Annotated in this window: 17 protein-coding genes; 14 read left to right on the top strand and 3 right to left on the bottom strand. The window is 63.0% G+C overall.

What is annotated here, in order from left to right; genetic code table 11:
* The first annotated feature begins 11 nt into the window (after positions 1-11).
* From FHW69_RS00740 to FHW69_RS00710, 7 genes are all read left to right on the top strand, one after another.
* Complete coding sequence (locus FHW69_RS00740) at positions 12-8,312, top strand: hemagglutinin repeat-containing protein (RefSeq protein WP_183421088.1); 8,301 nt, start codon at positions 12-14, stop codon at positions 8,310-8,312.
* A 9-nt stretch (positions 8,313-8,321) separates the two neighbouring features.
* A complete protein-coding gene (locus tag FHW69_RS00735; RefSeq protein WP_183421087.1) occupies positions 8,322-8,804 on the top strand; it encodes a contact-dependent growth inhibition system immunity protein in 483 nt (160 codons plus the stop codon).
* A gap of 231 nt (positions 8,805-9,035) precedes the next feature.
* Positions 9,036-9,518, top strand: a complete 483-nt coding sequence (locus FHW69_RS00730) for a contact-dependent growth inhibition system immunity protein (RefSeq protein WP_183421086.1) — start codon at positions 9,036-9,038, stop codon at positions 9,516-9,518.
* Positions 9,519-10,205: 687 nt separating this feature from the next.
* The gene (locus FHW69_RS00725) at positions 10,206-10,697 is read left to right on the top strand and encodes a hypothetical protein (RefSeq protein ID WP_183421085.1); all 492 of its coding nucleotides are present in this window, start codon (positions 10,206-10,208) and stop codon (positions 10,695-10,697) included.
* A gap of 10 nt (positions 10,698-10,707) precedes the next feature.
* On the top strand, positions 10,708-11,190 hold the full coding sequence (locus FHW69_RS00720; protein WP_183421084.1) for a contact-dependent growth inhibition system immunity protein: 483 nt from the start codon (positions 10,708-10,710) through the stop codon (positions 11,188-11,190).
* 162 nt (positions 11,191-11,352) lie between these two features.
* Entirely contained in the window at positions 11,353-11,595 is a 243-nt protein-coding gene (locus FHW69_RS00715) for a hypothetical protein (RefSeq protein WP_183421083.1), read from the top strand.
* A gap of 147 nt (positions 11,596-11,742) precedes the next feature.
* Entirely contained in the window at positions 11,743-12,225 is a 483-nt protein-coding gene (locus tag FHW69_RS00710; RefSeq protein WP_183421082.1) for a contact-dependent growth inhibition system immunity protein, read from the top strand.
* A 442-nt stretch (positions 12,226-12,667) separates the two neighbouring features.
* On the opposite strand, the gene FHW69_RS00700 is transcribed toward FHW69_RS00710, so the two are convergent.
* The 3 genes from FHW69_RS00700 to FHW69_RS00690 all read right to left on the bottom strand — a co-directional run bounded on the left by FHW69_RS00700 (position 12,668) and on the right by FHW69_RS00690 (position 14,679).
* Positions 12,668-12,850 (bottom strand): hypothetical protein, encoded by a 183-nt coding sequence (locus FHW69_RS00700; protein ID WP_183422316.1) that lies wholly within the window; start codon positions 12,848-12,850, stop codon positions 12,668-12,670.
* A 127-nt stretch (positions 12,851-12,977) separates the two neighbouring features.
* Positions 12,978-13,352 (bottom strand): hypothetical protein, encoded by a 375-nt coding sequence (locus tag FHW69_RS00695; RefSeq protein WP_183421080.1) that lies wholly within the window; start codon positions 13,350-13,352, stop codon positions 12,978-12,980.
* A gap of 211 nt (positions 13,353-13,563) precedes the next feature.
* Entirely contained in the window at positions 13,564-14,679 is a 1,116-nt protein-coding gene (locus FHW69_RS00690) for a calcium:proton antiporter (RefSeq protein ID WP_183421079.1), read from the bottom strand.
* A 260-nt stretch (positions 14,680-14,939) separates the two neighbouring features.
* Here FHW69_RS00690 and leuS point away from each other — a divergent pair, with 260 nt between their 5' ends.
* The 7 genes from leuS (at position 14,940) to FHW69_RS00655 (ending at position 21,446) form a co-directional block, all read left to right on the top strand.
* On the top strand, positions 14,940-17,684 hold the full coding sequence (leuS, locus tag FHW69_RS00685) for a leucine--tRNA ligase (RefSeq protein ID WP_183421078.1): 2,745 nt from the start codon (positions 14,940-14,942) through the stop codon (positions 17,682-17,684).
* Positions 17,685-17,686: 2 nt separating this feature from the next.
* Positions 17,687-18,259, top strand: a complete 573-nt coding sequence (gene lptE / locus FHW69_RS00680; RefSeq protein WP_183421077.1) for an LPS assembly lipoprotein LptE — start codon at positions 17,687-17,689, stop codon at positions 18,257-18,259.
* Between the two features lie 18 nt (positions 18,260-18,277).
* Positions 18,278-19,291 (top strand): DNA polymerase III subunit delta, encoded by a 1,014-nt coding sequence (gene holA / locus FHW69_RS00675; RefSeq protein ID WP_183421076.1) that lies wholly within the window; start codon positions 18,278-18,280, stop codon positions 19,289-19,291.
* Positions 19,288-19,923, top strand: a complete 636-nt coding sequence (gene nadD, locus FHW69_RS00670; RefSeq protein ID WP_183421075.1) for a nicotinate-nucleotide adenylyltransferase — start codon at positions 19,288-19,290, stop codon at positions 19,921-19,923. The genes holA and nadD overlap by 4 nt, the downstream gene beginning before the upstream one ends.
* Before the next feature lie 125 nt (positions 19,924-20,048).
* Positions 20,049-20,399, top strand: coding sequence for a ribosome silencing factor (rsfS, locus tag FHW69_RS00665; protein WP_183422215.1), 351 nt, complete (start codon positions 20,049-20,051; stop codon positions 20,397-20,399).
* 6 nt (positions 20,400-20,405) lie between these two features.
* Entirely contained in the window at positions 20,406-20,876 is a 471-nt protein-coding gene (rlmH, locus tag FHW69_RS00660; RefSeq protein WP_183421074.1) for a 23S rRNA (pseudouridine(1915)-N(3))-methyltransferase RlmH, read from the top strand.
* Positions 20,877-20,888: 12 nt separating this feature from the next.
* On the top strand, positions 20,889-21,446 hold the full coding sequence (locus FHW69_RS00655) for a Maf family protein (protein ID WP_183421073.1): 558 nt from the start codon (positions 20,889-20,891) through the stop codon (positions 21,444-21,446).
* Positions 21,447-21,471: the final 25 nt, after the last annotated feature.

Raw genomic sequence — 21,471 nt, 5'->3', positions numbered from 1 at the left:
GGATATTTCGGATGAACACATCGTTCCAGATCAAACGCCGCCCGCCGGCCGTCCGCCGCCTTGTCGTGGCCATTGCCATGGGATTGTCCCCGTCACTTGCCGCGCAGGTTGCGCCGCAGCCAGGTGGCCCCGGATTCGATCACGCCGCCAACGGCGTGCCCATCGTGAATATCGTGGCGCCCAGCGCGGCCGGTGTGTCGCATAACCGCTATGACCGCTACAACGTGGACCCACGCGGGCTGGTGCTCAACAACGGCACGGGGATCGTCGGCACGCAGCTGGCGGGGCAGATACTGGGCAACCCCCATCTCGCGCCGGGTCAGGCAGCGCGGATCATCCTCAATGAAGTGACCTCGACCCACCCCAGCCATCTGGGCGGCTATACGGAAGTGGCCGGCGCGCGTGCCGACGTGGTGGTCGCCAATCCCAACGGCATCACGTGCGCCGGTTGCGGCTTTATCAATACGGATCGGGTGACGTTGACCACCGGGGTGCCTGTCATGGGCGGCTCGGGCAGTCTGGAAGCGTTTCGCGTGCGCGGCGGCGTGGTGTCGCTGAACGGCGACACCATTGATTTGCGCAACACAACCTCGTTCGAGGTGATTGCCCGCGCGGCGCAGGTCAACGCCAAAGTCTGGGCTGACCGGCTTCATGTGGTAACCGGTGCCAATGAGGTGAACTACGCCACGCGAGACGCGCGTCCCATCGACAGCGATGGCAGTGCGGTGGGCGTCAGCCTCGACGTGGCGGCTGTCGGCGGGCTGTACGCCAGCCACATTCGTCTGGTGGGCACCGAGGCCGGCCTGGGCGTCAACAACGGCGGCGATATCGCCGCGCAATTCGGTGATGTGGACATCCTCAATGACGGCCGCGTGGTGCTGGCGGGCAACACGGCCGCCGCAGGCAACGTGACGATTCGTGCGTCCGAACTCCATAACGGCGGGGTGCTGTCCGCCCACGGTGCCATCACACTGAGCGCGGGTGCCATCGCCAATCGTGGTTCGGTCGCTTCGCAGGGCGCCATCACGTTGCACGGCAGTGCCCTCGACAATAGCGGCAGCGTGCACAGCGGGGCCGGTATCGACGTCCACGCCGGCAGTGCGCGCAATACGGGAAGCGTCTACGCGTCAGGCAACAGCGTCTGGCGGGTGGCCGATCAACTCACCAACGAGGGCACCCTGGCGGCAGCGGGCCATCTGGACCTGGCGGCGGGCCGGATACTGTCAACCGGCGTGCTGGGTGCGGGTGTTCAGGGCGACGGCTCATTGGGTAGCAGCGGCACGCTGCGCGCCGTGGCCGAAGGTGCGCTGATGGCCTATGGCACCCAGCTTGCTGCGGGCGGACTCACCTTGCAGGGCGGCTCGCTGGACCTCTCCGGCTCGAAGACGCGAGCCGGTGGGGACATCGTGCTGCAATCCACGGCGGGGGATCTGCGTCACCAGGGCGCGGATACCGCGACGGCCGGGGCGCTGACGCTGCGCGCGGCGGGCACGCTCGACAACGTGGCCGGCATGCTTGTGGGCCATGCGGTGGTGCTGTCGGCCCGCGATGCGATCCTCAACGGCGGCGGCACGATTCAGGCGGATCAGGGGGCGTCCATCGAGGCGGCGCGGCTGGACAATGCCGACGGGCGCATCGCTCAACTGGGCGCACAAGCCCTGGCGTTGCGTGTGGGCGCGCTGGTCAGCACGGGTTTTATCGGCAGTAACGGGGCGCTGCTGCTGGATGCCGGCGACGTGAACAACGCGGGCACGCTGTACGGAGCCATCGGTTTGACCGGAACGGTCGCCGGGAATCTGCTCAATCGTGGCGCAATCCAGTCCGGTGGCGATGTCACGCTGAGCGCAGGCGGCGTCCTGGACAATCAGGGCGGACGCATCGAGGCGGGCAGCGAGGGGGTGGCCAACGCACTGGTGATCCGCGCCACGTCGGTCAGCAACCGGCAGGGTCGCATCGCCAACGGCGGCGTTGGCCTGACGCGCATCGAAGCCAGCGGGGTGATCGACAACGTCGCCGGGACGCTTGGCGGTCAGGGTGACGTGCAGTTGCACGCGGGCACGCTGGATAACCGCGAGGGCGGCAAGCTGGTCGCGGGGCGCGACCTGGGCCTGGGGCTTTCCTCGCTGGAAAACGGTGGCGGCACGGTCTACGCGGCCGGGTCGCTGCAATGGGACGGCGGCGCTGGCTCGCTCCACAATGCCTGGGGAAAGTTTGGCGCGGGTGGGGATGTATGGCTCACCCTGGCCTGGCTTGAGAACCTGGGTGGCGAGGTGGCCGCCGAGGGGAATGTCTCCTTGCAACTGGGCGCCTTGGGCGTCACCGGTCGTATGGTGGCGGGGCGTGATCTGGCCCTGAGCCTGCCCGGCGACTACACCCACGTGGCAGGCGCCACGCTCAAGGCCAACGGCCAGCTTTCGCTCCTGCTCGGCGGGCATTTTTTCAACCGCCACGGCGCGGTGCTGGACAGCGCGGGCGGCATCACCCTGGACGCCGCGCATATCCACAACGATGCGGGTGCACGCATCAGCAGCGCACACACGGTGCTGCGCGCTCGCGGCGGCCTCTTCAATGCGGGACGACTGGAAGGCGACACGCTGACCGTGCAGGGCACCGACGTCGTCAACGAAGGCGTCCTCGTGGGCGACAACGTCACCGTGCGGGCGTGGAATTTCACCAACGGCGTCGACCTGGGCCAGATCACCGGCAACGATCCGTACACCACCGCGCTGGTCGCCGCGTCCGAGCGACTGAGCCTGTACGTGGGAGGCACCGTTCTCAACCGCGACGCGCATCTTTACAGCCTGGGTGACCTCATCATCGCCGCCGACGAAAGCGGCGCGCGGTCGCAGGCCATCCTCAACCGCTCGGGCAGCATCGAGGCGGACGGCTCCATGGTGCTGGCCGCCCAGCAGATCACCAACGAGCGCCGCCTCTTCGAGGTCGACCGCCACGTGTTGTCCGAGGAAGAGCAGCGCGCCAACACGCGGCGCAGCGAGTCCTACCTCAGTCCATGGGACGACGCGACGGCCACCGACTTTTGCAACAGTCAGCCGTCCAACTGGCGCTGCAAGTCCGAGAACATGCGGCGCACCGATATCTGGACCGTCACCGCCATCCATCGCCTGGGCCGGCACAGTGGTGAATCGCGCATCGTGGCTGGCGGCAACATCCAGCTGAGCGGCTCGGTGCGCAATCACACCTCCACCCTTGCCGCCGCGCATCACCTCATCATCAACGGTGCCGCGCAGGGTCATGGTCTGGCCACGGGTCGGATCGGCGGCGAGCGGATCGAGAACATCGCTTTCGAGCCCTGGACGGAAATCAGTCACCACGTGGTCCGCTCGATCACGATGCAGAAAAAAGAGCGTTGCGCGGGCGGTACCAAATGGTGCTGGAACGATCAGGGTCGCCGCGAATTCGGGCACGAAAGCGACCTCGCGCTGCCCGGGGATGGCGACTACAGCTTCATCACGCTGCCCCCCGGCCTCTCGCTGGCCTCGCGCATCACGGCCGGTGAGGCGCTGGAGATCGTCGGTGAGTCCATCGACAACACGCATGTGGGCGAAGACAGCGACCTGGTCAGCGGCGTGGCCCTGGGCGCGAACGCCGACGCCGGGGCCATCGGCGGCACCGATCCGGGCGGCGTGGGTTCGCAAACGGTCGGCACGTTGCCCATTCGCCCGGGCGACGGTGGCCTGTTCACCTTCCGGCCGGGCGCGGGGCAGCGATACCTGATCGAGTCCGATCCGCGCTTCGCCACCCGCGCCGGTCTCTTGGGCAGCGACTATCTGCTGTCCCGTCTGGGCATCGAAGGCGACCGCCTGCTCAAGCGCCTGGGCGATGCGTTCTACGAACAGCGCCTGGTTCTTGACCAGATCACCTCGCTCACCGGCCAGCGCTATCTGGGTGACTACGGCGATGCGATGGCGCAATACCGCGCCCTCATGGATGCGGGCGTCCAGACGGCCGAACGCTTTCAGCTGGCCGTGGGTGTGGCGCTCACCGGGGAACAGATGGCCCAGCTGACCCGGGACATCGTGTGGATGGTGTCCAAGGAGGTCAACGGCGAACAGGTGCTGGTGCCGGTCGTGTACCTGGCGACCGACACAGCAAAGAAGGTCGCCAGCGGCGCATCGCTCAGCGGCGCCACCGTCGCCCTCAGCGCCAGCGGCAACGTGACCAACACCGGAAGCATCGCCGCCCGCGACAGCGCGCTGCTGAAGGCCGGCAATCTCCTGAATACGGGAACACTCAGCGCGGGCGGCACGCTGGGCGTGGATGCCAGCCACACCATCCTCAACGCCGGTCGCATCGACGGCGGCCAGGTGTCACTGGTTGCCGGACAGGACATCGTCACCGGCATGGGGCTGGCCAGACTCGACCTGGGCGTGCCGTTGCTCAACCTCGGACGTGCCGATGCCGCCACGCGCGGTCTCGACGGCGGCGTGCATGCCGCGCAGGATCTGGCGGTAGCCGCCGGTCGCGACCTCACCCTGAACAGCGCCACGCTCACTGCCGGGGGTGACGCGTCACTCACGGCAGGCCGCGATCTGGCGCTGAACGCCACCCGGCAGACGGCCAGTGCGGGCAGCGCCACCTCGCTCAGCCAGGCCACCGTTCACACCACCAGCGCCGTGCAGGCGGGCGGCAGCGCGATGCTGGCAGCCGGACGCGACCTGCTCAGTCAGGGCGCCACCGTGAAGGCTGGCGACGTGGCCGTGCTATCGGCGGGACGCGACGTGGTGCTCAACGCGGTGACGGACTCCCTCACCACCCAGGCCTCCCGCCGCGAGGGCAAGACAAGCATCACCACCGCCACCTACGACGAAGCCCTGCGCGGCACGACCCTCGACGGCGCTGGCGGCGTGATCGTCAGCGCCGGGCGCGACGTGCAGACCACCGCCGCCACCCTCACCAGTGACGCGGGCAACATCGCACTCACGGCGGGCCGTGACGTGGTGCTCGATGCCGGTGTGGAAACCCACACCTGGGAAGAAACCCGCCGCAGCAAAAAGTCCGGGCTGCTGTCGTCGACGACGACGACCACGCGGGATGCGACCGATGATCGTCTTGCCATCGGAACGCTGTTGCGTGGTGACCACGTGACCGTGGCGGCGGGACAGGACGTGGTGGTGCGGGGCGCGGATGTGGTGGCGAGTGGCAACCTCACCGTGGCCGCCGCTCGTGATGTGCGACTGGAAGCCACCCACGACCTCTATCGCGAAACCCACGAAACGACGGTCAAGAAGTCCGGTGTCACCCTCGACAACGGCGGTGTGCTGATGGCGCAGGGCAAGCGGACAGTCAAACAGACGTCCATCGACCAGAGCGTGGCGCGCGGCACCCTGCTGAGTGGCGACGCGGTCACGGTTGCCGCCGGTCGCGATGTGATCGGTCAGGGGGCGCAGATCGCCGGCACGCACGATGTGTTGCTTGCGGCGGGTCGCGATCTCTCGCTGGGCACGGCCGAAAATCGCTACACGGAAGACCACGACACTACGGTCACCACCACTGGTTACTCGCGCAATGGTCTTAACCAGCACATCGGCAAAGGCAAGGACAGCCGTGGCGAGCGCATCGACCAGTTGACCCACACGGGCAGTCTGGTCGGTTCCACCGATGGCCAGGTGACACTCAGCGCGGCGGGTAACCTGCACCTGACTGGCACCGATGTGTTGAGCCAGACCGGCACGACCCTCGTGGGCAAGCAGGTGACCCTCGACGCAGCGGTTGACACCGTGGATACCCGCGCTTACGAAAAGCACAGCCAGACCGGTATCACCGGGGGGCTCGGTGGGGCCACCGTGGGTCTGGTGCAGGATGCGGTGTATGGCACAAAGCGCGCGACGGGAAGTGGGGATACGCGCCTGAAAGCGCTGTACGCCGCCAAGGCGGCCTACGCCGTCGCCGATGGCATCGGCGTGGCGAGCAACCTCGCCGCCGCCGGCAGTGCGGGCGATGCGATGGCCGCCTCGGGCATCAACGTCCAGGCAGAGATCGGCGGCAGCAGCGCCAGCACGGTGACCACCACGCACGACGACATCGCGCGGGGCAGCCACATCCGCAGCCAGGGCGACGTCACCATCGCGGCGACCGGCGGAGACCTCACCATCATCGGCAGTCAGATCGCCGGGAAGAACGTGGCGCTGGCGGCGGCACACGATCTGAACGTACTGAGCCAGGCCGAGCACCACCGCCTGAAGAATGATTCCAAAAACAGCAGCGGCGGCATTGGTGTCAGCTTCGGCAGCGACGGCCTGGGCGTGTATGCACAGGCAAGCATCGGCAACGGCAAGGCGCGCGGCAACGGCACCACTCACGCCGAATCGCTCATCCATGCCGGTGACACGCTCACTCTTATCAGCGGCAACGACACCACGCTTCAGGGCGCGCAACTCACGGGTGAGCGCATCGTCGCGACGGTCGGCAACCACCTGACGATCCGCAGCGAACAGGACACCGACGACTACGCAAGCAAGACCATGCAGGCTGGCGGCAAGGTGATGGTCGGCCTCACCCAGAGCGGCTTCGCCAGCGCCAGCGGCTACTACAGCAAGAGCACCATCGACAGCCAATACACCGGCGTCAACGAAGTCAGCGGCCTCCAGGCCGGGGCGGGTGGCTATGACATCTACGTCGGCGGCACGACCCATCTGGTGGGCGGCAAGATCGCCAGCACGGCCAACGCTGCCAACAACCGACTGGACACCGGCAACCTCATCACCGAGAGCCTGCACAACGTCTCCAGATACGACGCCAAGCAGATCAGTGTCAGTGGCGGCAGCACCATGGCCAGCAACATCGCGGGTGGCATCGGGGCAGCCCTGTCCATGGCCGTGCCCCAGCACGAGAACGAAAGCAGCGAGACCACGTCGGCCATCGCCAACGGCGCCATCGTCGTGCGAAATAATCCCGGCCAGGACCTGAGCGGCCTCGACCGCAATGCCTCGCTGGACAACGTGGCGCTCACCAACGTGTTTGATCCGAACAAGGTGGCCCAGCGGCAGGAAATGGGCCAGTTGGCCGGCGAGGTGGGCTTCCGTGCGGCCGGTGATCTGGCCGATCAGATGCACTGGCCCGAAGGCAGCAACGAACGCACCGTGCTGCACGGTCTGGTCGGCGCAGCGGCATCCGCACTGGGCGGCGGCGACGCCCTCTCAGGCGCGGCGGCCGCCGCCGCCAACCAGAAAGTCATTCCGGCGATGGCGGACTATCTGGTCAGCCAGGGCTACGTCCCGGGCTCGCCCGAATACGACACGATGATGCAGGTCGCCAGTACGGCCGTTGGCGCGGTAGTGGGCGGCGGCGAAGGTGCCACCGTCGCGCTGGACGGCACGAAGTACAACTACCTGCGCCACGACCAGCGCACCGAAAAGGAAGCCGACGTCGCCGGTTGTGCAGGCGATGCAGCCTGCCAGCGCCGTGTCGAAGATCACTGGACTGCCGTTAGCGCGGAACAAAGCGTGGCGATGACCGAAGCGTACAAAGACACGATGGACCCGGCGATCTACCAGCAGTTGCTGGATACGAAGCCGGGCACGCCGAAGTACGACGAGTTGTTGGCGCAAGGTATGGGCGGAGTCCTCGGCGCCAACGGTCCCGGCACGGGCATCGCCCTGGGACTGGTCACGCAAAACGATGGTGAGCCCATGTATTCCGGGCTCGTCGGTGGCCTGACCGCCTACGACAAGAGCCGCCTGGAAATGGGCATGCTCGGCCCGCTCTTTGGCGGCCCCGCCGCTGCCACGGCAGCGTTTGGTGGCACACCCGAACAGGTCTCCGCAGCGGGACAGTTTGGTTTTGACACGATGGCCATGGCGACCGCCGGTCGCTGGGGCAGCGCGCAGGCCGAACTGAAGATCGCGGACGATGCAGTAGCGAAAGCCTATGCCGATACGGGCATAGGCTGGGGGCGTGGCCTTCAGAATCAGGGCATGCCGTGGGAGGACTTTTTGGAGACGCGGTTGCCGGTAGGCACGCGGTTGCCGCCTGACTTCAAGACGTTCGACTTTTATGACCGGATCAGCCGGACGGCGATCAGTGCGAAAACACTCGATACGATGACCGAATCCAAGATCATTAATCCGAGGCAGCTGTATACCTCAATAAAGAAGAATGTGGACGATGCTGTCAAGTTCGAGGATTATTATCGATCGACAATATTTCTCGATAGTTCGATGATTGACGTGCGAGAACTCCGGGTTGCTGTTCCAGCAACGACGAATGCAACCCAATGGAGGCATATTCAACAAGCCGTGAGATATGGTGAAGCCAATGGCGTTCGTGTAATTGTCACGCCTGTGAGTAATTAGGAGATCCAAATGAATACCCGATGGGCCAGTGCTGTGGATAATGGTGACTTTATTGGTGTCGACACGTCTTCTGGGCTTGGGAATTGCGGTCTGGATGATCTCGGAATCCATCTCATAATGAATCCCGATACAGATGATCAAAGTCTTGGTACTGCACTCGTGAGCGCACTTGATGCTAGTCGGACTCTTACGCTTGAAGAATGTGGCGAATTTTTCAATCTGAAGGCGCTATCGGAAAGGTATGAGGCGTGGGTGTCGGGATTTATGGATAAATTTAATTATAAATCCAGAAAATTACTATTTCGGAACATGAAAAGTTGCCATATTTCTCTCCATGACGGCCTGATTACCATCAGGCCGAGTCATCACGAGAAACTTGAAGCATGGAGCGGTCACGGTATATCCAAGGATGATCACGTCGTGTTGCCATTCGATAGCTCGCCCGCTGACATCGGCGCCGCTTTGAGACTGGCATTCAGTCGTTGCACGTGACGGTTCCGCTCTAATCTGTCGCGCTGGGCGGCACGAAGTACAACTACCTGCGCCATGACAAGACGGCGGCGAAGGAGGCTAGTGTCGCCGGGCCTCTGGTTGCACAGCTAACGGGTAAGTGCGTCGTCGCGCCCGTGGGCAACGGCCTAGTCAGATTCAGCAAGCCGTGAGGTATGCGAAGCCAATGGTCTTCGCCGAATTGCTACGCCTGTGAGTAATTGGGAGAAGCGAATGAATACCCGATGGGCTAGTGCCGTGAATAATGGCGACTTTATTGGCGTTGACACCTATTCAGGGCTTGGGCGTTGCGGTCTGGATGCTCTCGGAATCCATCTCATAATGAATCCCGATACAGATGATCAAAGTCTCGGTACTGCAATCGTGAGCGCGCTTGAGGCTAGTCGGACTCTTACGCTTGAAGAATATGGCGAATTTTTTAATCTGAAGACGGCGTCGGAGAGGTATGAGGCTCGGGTGTCGGAATTTATGGAGAGATTTAATTATAAATCCAGAAAATTACTATTTCGGAACATGAAAAGATGCCATATTTCTCTCCATGACGGCCTGATTACCATCAGGCCGAGTCACCACGAGAAACTTGAAGCATGGAGCGGTCACGGTATATCCAAGGATGATCGCCTCGTGTTGTCATTCGATAGCTCGTCCGCTGACATCGGCGCCGCATTGAGACTGGCATTCAGTCGTTGCACGTGACGGCGCCGCTCTAATCTGTCGCGCTGGGCGACACGAAGTACAACTACCTGCGCCATGACAAGGCGGCGAAGGAGGCTAGTGTCGCCGGGCTTCTGGTTGCGCAGCTAACGGGTGAGTGCGTCGTCGCGCCCGTCGGCAACGGCCTGGTCAGATTCAGCAAGTCGTGAGGTATGAGAGGCCAATGGTCTTCCCCGACCGCTCATTCGACAGATATGAGGGTTCCACCACCGACGGCATCGGTGACGACCTCAAATTCAAAGGGTAGCAACATGAAGGCTATATGCAGATATAGCATGGGTAGCGCGATTCCTCGGAGTGAGCGTTATCTTCGGGAGGTGGATCAGACTAGTTATGCGCCGCTGAAGGTTGGCTCGGAATATCGTGTTTATGGCCTGCTATTTATCTGCGGGCGCATGGATTTCCTGGTTGTGCCCGAAGAGTCGTCACCATTCTGGGCGCCATCGAGTTTGTTCGAGATAACGGATAGTGGTATTTGTAATGAGTGGGGTGTTTGCTCCACCAAGAATAATGGCCAGTATCATTCTTTATTCGCCTCATTCAATATAACTTGCATTATCGGATATCGGTCTCTTGTTGACGATTATGAGCACTATCGTGGACTTGTCGAAAGCGATGCGGATCATGTGGAGAGATTCTTTCTCGAAAATAGGAATGTCTCCATGAGTGGTGCGCGTTAAATACTTTACCGATAGTGCGGTCGATGAGTCTCCGGCACTCAAAGACACGATGGACCCGGCGATCTACCAGCAGTTGCTGGATACGAAGCCGGGCACGCCGAAGTACGACGAGTTGTTGGCGCAAGGTATGGGCGGAGTCCTCGGCGCCAACGGTCCCGGCGCGGGCATCGCCCTGGGACTGGTCACGCAAAACGATGGTGAGCCCATGTATTCCGGGCTCGTCGGTGGCCTGACCGCCTACGACAAGAGCCGCCTGGAAATGGGCATGCTCGCCCCGCTCTTTGGCGGCCCCGCCGCCGTCACGGCAGCGTTTGGCGGCACACCCGAACAGGTGTCCGCAGCGGGGCAGTTTGGTTTCGACACGATGGCCATGGCGACAGCCGGTCGTTGGGGCAGCGCGCAGGCCGAACTGAAGATCGCGGACGATGCAGTAGCGAAAGTCTATGCCGATGCGTGCAATGTTAATCAGGTGAGTAACTAACGAGAGCCAGATGGAAACTCAGTGGGCAGGAGCTGTAGATAATGGCGATTTTATATGTATAGATACTTACTCTGGAAACGGCCTTCTTGGTCGCGACACCGAGGGCGTGAGCGAGATCCTTGGAGCGGGCGAAAATAATGAGAATCTTGGCTGCGCGGTGATTCGTGCATTAGCAGCGAGTAGGGAAATTACTCTTGATGAATATTCTGGCTATTTCAATTGGGAGAAAAGAAAGGCGAGTTATACCCTTTGGGTAAACTCGTTGATGCAGCAGTTCGGATACCGAACCAGAAAGGCGCTTTTTAGGAATATGCGAAGTTGCAGCATTGCGGTGGATGACAGCAGCATCCTCTTTTGTCCCAGTCACCACGAGAAACTTGAAGCATGGAGCGGTGACGGCATATCCAAAGATGACTACGTCGTGCTGCCATTCGATAGCTCGCCCGCTGACATCGGCGCCGCATTGAGACTGGCATTCAGTCGTTGCACGTGACGCGTCATTTGTGACGCAGTGCGACCCCTCTATAGGGGCGGTCAGACAGTGGATGGAAAGCTACGATCACTCTGGGAGTGTCATTCGCGTTCGTCCAAAAAGTATCAACGGACAACCTGTGAGGGCACAGCATTATCCGCCTACGGGCACGGCGCTGAGGGGTTGGAAGTAATTTATTCAAAGGTTGAATTAGCAGCAGATCTGGCGAATGCAGCAGATGGCGGATTCGATGTTGCCAATGTTTCAAAAGTTGCGTTCGAAATCTACCAAACCCATGGACTGGAGCTTACCGAATCCATGGATCGTATATTGCTCATGCTTATAGCAATGGAAGAGGGGGAGGAATTTGAGCTCAGCGAGTTAGATTTTCTTTCGTTGATCGAGGATATTAAGAAAACGGCGTAGCGAGACTTTGGGCCCGAGCACGTTGGGGTCGCCGTTCCAGAGGCTACGAGCGCTGGTCAGTGGATGCGGCCTCAGCAAGCCGTGAGATATAGCGAGGCTAATGGCGTTCGCGTAATTGTTACGCCTGTGAGTAATTAGGAGATCCGAATGAATGCCCGATGGGCTAGTGCCGTGAATAATGGCGACTTTATTGGTGTCGACACGTCTTCTGGGCTTGGGCGTTGCGGTCTGGATGCTCTCGGAATCCATCTCATAATGAATCCCGATACAGATGATCAAAGTCTCGGTACTGCAATCGTGAGCGCGCTTGAGGCTAGTCGGACTCTTACGCTTGAAGAATATGGCGAATTTTTCAATCTGAAGGCGCTATCGGAAAGATATGAGGCCTGGGTGTCGGGATTTACGGATAAATTTAATTATAAATCCAGAAAATTACTATTTCGGAGCATGAAAAGTTGCAGTATTACACTCCATGATGGCCTGATTACCATCAGGCCGAGTCATCACGAGAAACTTGAAGCATGGAGCGGCGACGGCATATCCAAAGATGATCACGTCGTGCTGCCATTCGATAGCTCGCCCGCTGACATCGGCGCCGCATTGAGGTTGGCATTCAGTCGTTGCACGTGACGGTTCCGATGTCCCGTCTGGTAACTGAGGACGACGCTATGACAACGCGATGGGCAAGGGCGTTATTTAACGGTGATTTCTATTGCGTGGAAACATTCTCTGGACTGGGTCGATGCGGGCGTGATTCAGAGGGTGCCCAATTCTTGCTACCCCTTGAAGTTGATGAAGGGATGCTGGGGAGCGCAATTGTCACCTCACTAAATCGAAGCAGAACGCTCACGCCTGACGAGTATGAGATGTTCTTCAACCTTGAAAATGTCATGAAAAGATATGGCGATTGGATATCAGCGTTGTTGTCACGCTATGGATACCGATCAAAGAAATCGCTATTCAGAAACATGAAGAATTGCAGTATTTCGATGGATTGCGGAATAATAAAAATACTACCCAATCATCACGTGAAGTTGGAAGCGTGGAGCGGTGAGGGCATATCAGATGATGATCACGTCGTGTTGCCATTCGATAGCTCGCCCGCTGACATCGGCGCCGCATTGAGGTTGGCATTCAGTCGTTGCACGTGACCTTGCCGCTCTGATCTGCCGCTCTGGACGGCACGAAGTACAACTACCCGCGCCACGACCAGCACACCGAGAAGGAAGCTGACGTCGCCAGCTGCGGAGGCCATGCTGCATGCCAGCGCCGTGTCGAAGAGCACTGGGCCCTTATAAGGGCGTAACAAGGCGTGGCGAGGGCTGGCGTGGCGTTCTTATGTCGCGTCCGCCTGTTTCAGGGGATGTTCGCGAGCACGACTCTCAATCGTTCCACTCGACGACGGTTCCATCCGCTCCATACTCCTCGCCCTCGTCACCAATGACTCGTGCGCCAAGGGCCTGGGCGATGTCGAACATCTTGCGCAGGATTTCTACGTCGGGGTTCTTCACGACTATTTCGCCACAGCCTGTTCCGATCCATGCAGTGTTCTCGGTGACGGAATAGGCGGTCCAGACAGCTAGTCCCTCGTCCCGGACCCGCAGAACGCTTCCATTACTGAGGACGGCTTCGGCGAACCCATCCAGGCGCATGTCAGGATCAGACGCGATGTATGCCTTCCACTCGTCCATCGAGATGCTCGGTCCATGTTCATCGAACCATTCCGCCTTGCGGGTGATATGAACGTCGTAGCCCATGGCGTTTCCTTCCTTGTATTTGCGGGAGCTGTTTGCGAGCGATCTACAGTTTACTGGGTGAAAATTGCCCTGTAGGCAGTTCGCGTGTCGGCGCCAATATCCTTGAAAGTGCATGGAGATGCAGCGCGAGACATTCAGCTTCGCGCGTTGGCGTGATCGGTGCTGTATTTGGTTTCGCGCAGGTCAGCCCGCTGCCGGGCCAGGGACGTCGTTATGGACTGAATGTCAGCACCAGAAACACCACGAACATCGACAGGTGCACAGCGCCTTCCAGCATCGTGGTGCGCCACCCGGAGAAGGTGAGGGCACTCAGGATCAGTGTGGCGGCGAGCAGCACGATGCTTGCCGGGGGCAGGCCGAGCACCACGCTCTGGCCGGTGAACAGTCCGATGGCGAGTACGGCGGGCACGGTCAGTCCCACGGTGGATGCGGCCGCGCCCAGGCACAGGTTGATGGCGCGCGTGAGTTGGTCGCCGCGGATCGAAATCAGCGCGGAAATGCCTTCTGGCGTGAACACCAGCATGGCGATGATGATGCCGCCGAGTGCAGGCGGTGCGCCCGTGGCGTCGATGCCGTAATCGAGCACCTTGGCCAGACTCTTGGACAGGATGACGATGGGCAGCAGGTACACCAGCAGCAAGGCGATGCGACGCATCAGTTCGCTGGCCGGCATTTTGGGTTGCGCGGGCGGGGGCGGTTCGGCTTCGTTCGGCGCGGTCGATTTCGGCGACACGAAGTAGCCCTTGTGCCGGCCGGTCTGCAACCAGAGAAACAGCCCGTACAGCGCCATGGTCAGCAGCGAGAACGACACGGCCTGCACGGAGGTAAGCGAGCCATCGCTGGTGGAGGTGGTGAAGTTGGGCAGCACCAGCGCGATGGTGGCCAGTGGAATGATTACGGCCAGATAGGCGGAGGCACCTTGCAGGTTATAGGTCTGCTCGTGGTGGCGAATGCCGCCGATCAGCAGGCCCAGGCCCACCACACCGTTCAGCACGATCATCAGCACCGCAAACATCGTGTCGCGGGCCAGCGTCGCCGTGTCTGCCCCGCCAAGCATCACGGCGGAGATCAGCGCCACCTCGATGATGACGATGGACAGGGTGAGAATCAGGGTGCCGAAGGGTTCACCGAGCCGGATCGCCAGTTCCTCGGCTTCATGCACTACGCCGAAGGCGGTCCAGACAATCATCACGAACAACCAGGCAAACAACCCGATGCCGAGCGTGTGCTGGTTGAGGTGGGCCATCCAGTCCGATCCGAAGATCAGGAACAGCGCCACCGTGAGCCAGGCCAGCACGGGGCGTCCGAAGGTCTTGAAGGCGGCCATGCGGGTTCCTCGTTGCCTTGGGGGTGCCCCCGAGGTTAACGGACGAAGGGCTCCGGGTGGGCGGGGCAGAAGACACTATCGGGCGTGAAAGCGATCTTCACCACGCGGTGGAGTGGCCCGATCGGCTTTCAGGCGGCCCAAACCCGCACCTGCGCTCTTGGCCCGCCCCCCTCCCGTGCGATAGTCTGCCCTGCTTGACCGCCGCGTCCCGCAAACCGCGGGAATCCCACGCGGCATCGCAGCTACCGGTACGGATAATCATGCAGGACACCCAAGATCAGGGCGCGCAGGGCGGATACGTTCCGTCGGCGGTTGAAGCCGCCGCCCAGCGCTATTGGAATGAAACCCGCGCGTTCGAAGTGCGCGAGGACTCGACCCGGCCGAAGTACTACTGCCTGTCGATGCTTCCATACCCTTCCGGGGCGCTCCACATGGGCCACGTGCGCAATTACACGATTGGCGACGTGATCAGCCGCTTCCAGCGCCAGCAGGGCAAGAACGTGTTGCAGCCCATGGGCTGGGACGCCTTCGGCCTGCCCGCCGAGAACGCCGCGATCAAGAACAACACCGCGCCGGCCAAGTGGACCTACAAGAACATCGAACACATGCGCGAGCAGTTCAAGCGCATGGGTTTTGCGTACGACTGGACCCGTGAAGTCACCACCTGCCGCCCGGAGTACTACCGCTGGGAACAGCAGATGTTCACCCGGCTGATGAAGAAGGGCCTGGTGTACCGCAAGAACAGCGTGGTGAACTGGGACCCGGTGGACCAGACCGTGCTGGCCAACGAGCAGGTGATCGACGGCAAGGGCTGGCGCTCGGGCGCCGTGGTCGAGAAGCGCGAGATCCCGCAGTGGTTCCTGAAGATCACCGCCTATGCGCAGGAATTGCTGGACGGCCTGGATACCCTGCCGGGCTGGCCGGACGCCGTGAAGACCATGCAGCGCAACTGGCTGGGTCGTTCCGAGGGTCTGGAAATCCAGTTTGACGTGGACGGCGAAGCCGAGCCGCTGAGCGTGTTCACCACCCGTCCGGACACCCTGATGGGTGTGTCGTATGTGGCCGTGGCTGCCGAGCACCCCATTGCGATCAAGGCTGCGGCCTCCAATCCGGGTCTGGCTGAGTTCATTGCAAGCTGCCGTGCGGGCGGCGTCTCCGAAGCCGAACTGGAAACCCAGGAAAAGCGCGGCTACTTCACGGGCGTGGAAGCTACCCATCCGCTCACGGGCGAAAAAGTGCCCGTCTGGGTCGCCAATTTCGTGCTGATGGGCTACGGCACTGGTGCGGTCATGGCCGTGCCGGGTCACGACGAGCGCGACTGGGAGTTTGCCCAGAAGTATTCGCTGCCCATCAAGATGGTGGTGGTAGACCGCACGGTGGTGGACGCCATCGCCGAACTGCGCCGCGACCTGGCTGCCGGTGACGGCGCCGATCCGGTGAACCTGGCCCTCGGCGGCGGCAGCACCGACGCTTACCAGGCCAATGCGGCCGTTGAAGTCGTCAAGGCGTTTGAAGCCGCCGTGCAGGACACGGGTGCTTATACCGAGCACGGCTTCCTGTTCAATTCGGGCGAATTCGATGGCCTGGAATTCCGCGCGGCATTCGATGCCATCGCGGCCAAGCTGGAGTCCATGGGCCGTGGCCAGCGCCGGGTCAACTGGCGCATCCGCGACTGGGGCGTCAGCCGCCAGCGCTATTGGGGCTGCCCGATCCCGGTGATTTACTGCCCCACCTGCGAAGCGGTGCCGGTGCCGGAAGATCAGCTGCCGGTCGTGCTGCCCGAAGACGTGGCGTTCTCCGGCGTGCAGTCGCCGATCAAGGCCGACCCGGAATGGCGCAAGACCACCTGCCCGAAGTGCGGCGGCGCGGCTGAGCGCGAAACCGATACGTTCGACACCTTCATGGAGTCCAGCTGGTACTACGCCCGCTATACCTCCCCGGACGCCAATGCCCAGGTGGACGAGCGCGCCAACTACTGGCTGCCGGTCGACCAGTACATCGGTGGCATCGAGCACGCCATCCTGCACCTGCTGTACTTCCGCTTCTATCACAAGCTGCTGCGTGACGAAGGTCTGGTGGGCAGCGACGAGCCGGCCACCAACCTGCTGTGCCAGGGCATGGTCATTGCCGACACGTACTTCCGCAAGGAAGCCGACGGCTCCAGCACGTGGTTCAACCCCGACGACGTGGAAGTGCAGCGCGACGAGCGCGCACGCATCGTGGGTGCTGTGCTGCGTTCCGATGGCAAGCCGGTGGAAATCGGCGGCGTCGAAAAGATGTCCAAGTCGAAGAACAACGGCGTGGACCCGCAGCTGATGATCGGCAAGTACGGCGCCGACACCGTGCGCCTGTTCTCGATGTTCGCCGCGCCGCCCGACCAGTCGCTGGAGTGGAACGAGGCTGGCGTGGAAGGCATGTCGCGCTTCCTCAAGCGCCTGTGGCGCGATGTTTCCTCGCACGCGGAGGCCGGGGCGACCCAGGCGGTGGACGTCGCTTCGCTGGACGCTGGCCAGAAGACGCTGCGTCGCCAGTTGCATGAAACCATTCAGAAGGTCACCGACGACGTCGGCCGCCGGCAGTCGTTCAACACGGCCATCGCGGCCCTGATGGAACTGTCCAACGCGCTGGCGAAGTTCGACGATGCCAGCCCGCAGGGCCGTGCCGTCCGCCAGGAAGCGCTGGCCGCCATCGTCAAGCTGATCAACCCGTTCACCCCGCATGTGTCCCATGCGCTGTGGCAGGTGCTGGGCCATGGCGAAACGCTGGTGGAAGACGCCGGCTGGCCGGCCGTGGATCAGTCGGCGCTGGTCCGCGACTCGCTGACCCTCGCCGTGCAGGTCAATGGCAAACTTCGCGCTACCATCGAGGTGCCGGCCGCGGCCTCGAAGGAAGAGGCCGAAGCCATGGCGCGGGCAGAGCCCAATGTGGCCCGCCTGCTGGAAGGCCAGACCGTGCGCAAGGTGATCGTCGTGCCCGGTAAGATCGTCAACATCGTCGCAGGATAACTATGAGCCTGACCTTCGCCCGTTCGATCCGTTCCCTGATGACGCTTGCCACCGTGGCGCTGCTTGCCGGTTGCGGCTTTCATCTGCGCCAGTCGGCCGCACTGCCTGTCGGCATGGAGAAGATCCATCTGACCGTGTCGGGCGGAGGCGCGCTGGACCGCGATCTGCGCCGGGCGCTGGAAAACTCGAACGCCACGCTGGTGGACAAGCCGGGCGTGGATGTGGCCGAACTGGTCGTGACCACCGCGGCCTTCCGCACCGACACGCTGACGGTGAGCGGCACGGCGCGCGTCACCGAATACGCCGTGCACTACCACGTCGAATTCAACGCCAGGGCCGGTGACGGCACGCCGCTGGTCGCCCAGCAGTCTGTCGATATGTCCCGCGAGTTCAGCTACGACGCCACCAACACCATCGGTTCGGCGACGCAGACCGAAGAGCTGCAGCGCAGCCTCGTGGGTGACATGGTCCAGTCGATCCTGTTCCGTCTGCAGGCCGCAGGTGCCCATCCGGTCAAGGCCGTGGCTCCGACGCCCGCGCCGGAACCGGCCCCCGTACCTGCGCCGACGCATTGATGTCAGCTGAGTTCCGGCATGTCGCTTAACGCCATTCAATGGCAGAAACATCTCGCGGGGGATCGCCTCGCGCCGGTGTATCTGCTGGCTGGCGAGGAATTGCTGGTGCTGGAGGCGGCCGACGCACTGCGTGCGCTGGCCCGCCGCCTGGGGTACAGCGAGCGCGAAGTGCTGGAAGCGGACGCCCGTTTTGACTGGGACGACCTGGCGCGCTCAGCGGCCGGCATGTCCCTGTTCGCTACCCAGCGCATCCTCGATCTTCGTCTGACCGGTGGCCGGGCAGGCAAGGAGGGCGGGGCCGCCATCACGGAGTTCTGCGCGGCACCGCCGCCGGACACCACGCTGCTGATCACGGCGACCGAGTGGAGCAACAAGCACGAGGCCGCCTGGAGCAAGGCCGTTGCCGAGGCGGGCATCCAGGTCATTTTCAATGCGCCCAAGCCGCACGAATGGAGCCAGTGGGTCGGCGCCCGGCTGGCATCGCGCGGGATCAAGGCGTCGCCCGACGCGGTGGCGATGCTTGCCGAACGCGTGGAGGGCAATTTGCTCGCCGCCGCCCAGGAAGTGGACAAGCTGGTCGTGCTGGTCGGTGACGACCACCGCATTGATGTCGATACGCTGGAAAGCCTGGTGGTCGACAGCGCCCGTTTTGACGCCTTCAAGCTCACCGACGCGGCCTTTGCCGGCGATGGCGGCCGCGCGCTGCGCATCCTGGCGGGTCTGAAAGCCGAGGGCGACGAACTCATCGCCCTGATGGGCTGGCTGGTCAATCAGCTGCAACTGGCGCTGCGTCTGGCCAACGCCCGCGATTTCGCGGCGCAGGCCCGCGCCGAGCGCCTGTGGCCCGCCCGCGAGCAACTGTTCCGCAAGGCGCTGCGCCGCGCTCCCCGCGACCACTGGATGGCCTGCCTCGCCCGTGCCGCGCGGATCGACCGCATGGCCAAGGGCCGCGAAGCCGGCGATGCGTGGCTGGAGGCCGAGCGCCTGATTGCCCTGATTTCCGAACCACGCGCGGCGGCCGCCCTGGCATGACCGCGCGTCCCCTCGCCATCCTTGGCGGCACGTTCGACCCGGTTCACCACGGCCACCTGAGGGCCGCCTGGGAGGCGGCTGAGCAGCTGGATGCCGAAGTCCGTCTGGTGCCGGCGCATGTGCCGCCGCACCGTCCCGCGCCGCTGGCCGACGCCGCCCACCGGGTGGCGCTGCTGCGCGCCGCCCTGGCGGGGCAGGACAGGCTGGGGCTGGACACGCGCGAACTGGACCGCCAGGGCCCGTCGTACACGGTGGACACCCTGGCAGCGCTGCGCGCCGAAATCGGCCCGACCCGACCGCTCGTCCTGCTGGTAGGAACAGACGCCTTCGCCCACCTGCCGTCCTGGCATCGCTGGCGCGAACTGTTTGAACTGGCCCACATTGGTGTGCTGACCCGCCCGGGTTCAGCGCCCACGCTGCACTGGGATCTGGCCACCGAAGTAGCCAGGCGCCGGGCCCATGCCCTGCGCGGGCCGGCCGGAGACGTGATTGATATCGCCATCACTCCGCTGGACATCGCCGCCACCGCCATCCGCGATGCCTTTGCCTCGGGCCGGGAGCCGCGCTACCTGCTGCCGGCAGTCTTCTTTGAAGATGAGACGCTTCTGGCGCCGTATCGCCCCGCGGGCTGAGCCGACCCATTGACGTGCAAAGCCCTGACGGGCGCTATACTGCGCCCAACGCGGCGCCGTGCCGCTGCTTACAGGTACGAAAGCACTTGAGTTCCAAGTCATCACGCAAGGCGAAATCCGCCGACATCAACGAGATCCTGCGCAAGCGGGTCATCGACGCCCTTGAAGAGCTGAAAGCGAAGGACGTTCGCGAGATCGACGTTCGCGGCAAGACTTCCATCGCGGATTTCCTCTTCATCGCCTCGGGCACTTCCGCCCGTCACGTGAAGTCCATCGCCGACGAAGTGGTGAAGTTCGCCAAGGAAGCCGGCGTCATGCCCAACGGCGTGGAAGGCCAGACCGAAGCTGAGTGGGTGCTGGTCGACCTGGGCGACATCATCGTTCACGTCATGCTGCCGCGTATCCGCGAGTTCTATGGCCTTGAGCGCCTGTGGACCGTGGGCGATGACGGCTACGAAGCCGTTTCTGCCGTTTGACGCGTCGTGAAGGCACGCCTGATCGCCGTCGGCGAGCGCATGCCCGCCTGGGTGGCTGAAGGCTTTGCCGAGTACCGCAAGCGGCTGTCGCATGACCTGCCGCTTGAGCTTACCGAGATCAAGCCCGGCGTTCGTGGCAAAGGCCGCGACGACGCCCGGGCCACGCTGGACGAGGGCGCGGCCATTCTTGCGACGCTGCCCCGCGACATCCACGTGGTTGCCCTGGACGGACGCGGGCGCACATGGTCCAGCGAAGATCTGGCCACGCAGCTTTCCCAGTGGCGGATGTCGGGCCGCGATATCGCATTTCTGATCGGCGGCCCGGATGGCCATGCGCCGGACGTGATTGCGCGCGCGAATCAGAGCTGGTCGCTGGGCCCGCTGACGCTTCCCCACATGCTGGTGCGCCTGGTGCTCGCGGAACAGCTGTACCGCGCTACCACGCTTCTTGCCGGCCATCCTTACCATCGCGCCTGAAGAACTTCTCCCATGCTCTATCTCGCTTCGCAGTCCCCGCGCCGCCGTCAGCTTCTGGAGCAGATAGACATCGACCACCGTCCGCTGGACGTGTCGGTGGAAGAAGTCCGCGCTGATAGTGAGGGTGCCGAGGAGTACGTTTCCCGCGTGGCCCGCGACAAGGCCCGTGCCGGCTTTGCTCTGGTGGCGGCGGAAGAGGGCGCGCGCGTACTTGGCGCCGACACCGAAGTGATTCTGGATGACCAGGTTTTCGGCAAGCCCGCCAGCGATGCCGACGCTCACGCGATGCTGCGTCGGCTGGCAGGCCGGGAGCACCGGGTCGTCTCGGTGGTGTGGTTGGTCGACGCCCGCGGCGAGGCATCCGTTCGTTCCGAGTCCATCGTGCGCTTCGCCCCGCTGACCGACGAGGCCATTGCCGCGTATGTCGCGACGGGCGAGTGCCAGGGCAAGGCCGGCGCCTATGCGATTCAGGGCAGGGCGGCCGCGCTCATCGAGCACCTTTCGGGCAGTTTCTCCGGCGTGATGGGGCTTCCGCTGTTCGAAACAGCGCAATTGCTATCGCAACGTTGAGCCAGATGTGAAGGTCTGATCGCCG

Origin of the sequence: Luteibacter sp. Sphag1AF (genome assembly GCF_014192715.1) — a bacterium.
In the GTDB taxonomy this organism is placed as follows: Bacteria; Pseudomonadota; Gammaproteobacteria; order Xanthomonadales; family Rhodanobacteraceae; genus Luteibacter.
The sequence above is the reverse complement of the archived record's forward strand: the minus strand, read 5'-3'. Positions and strand labels throughout refer to the sequence as shown.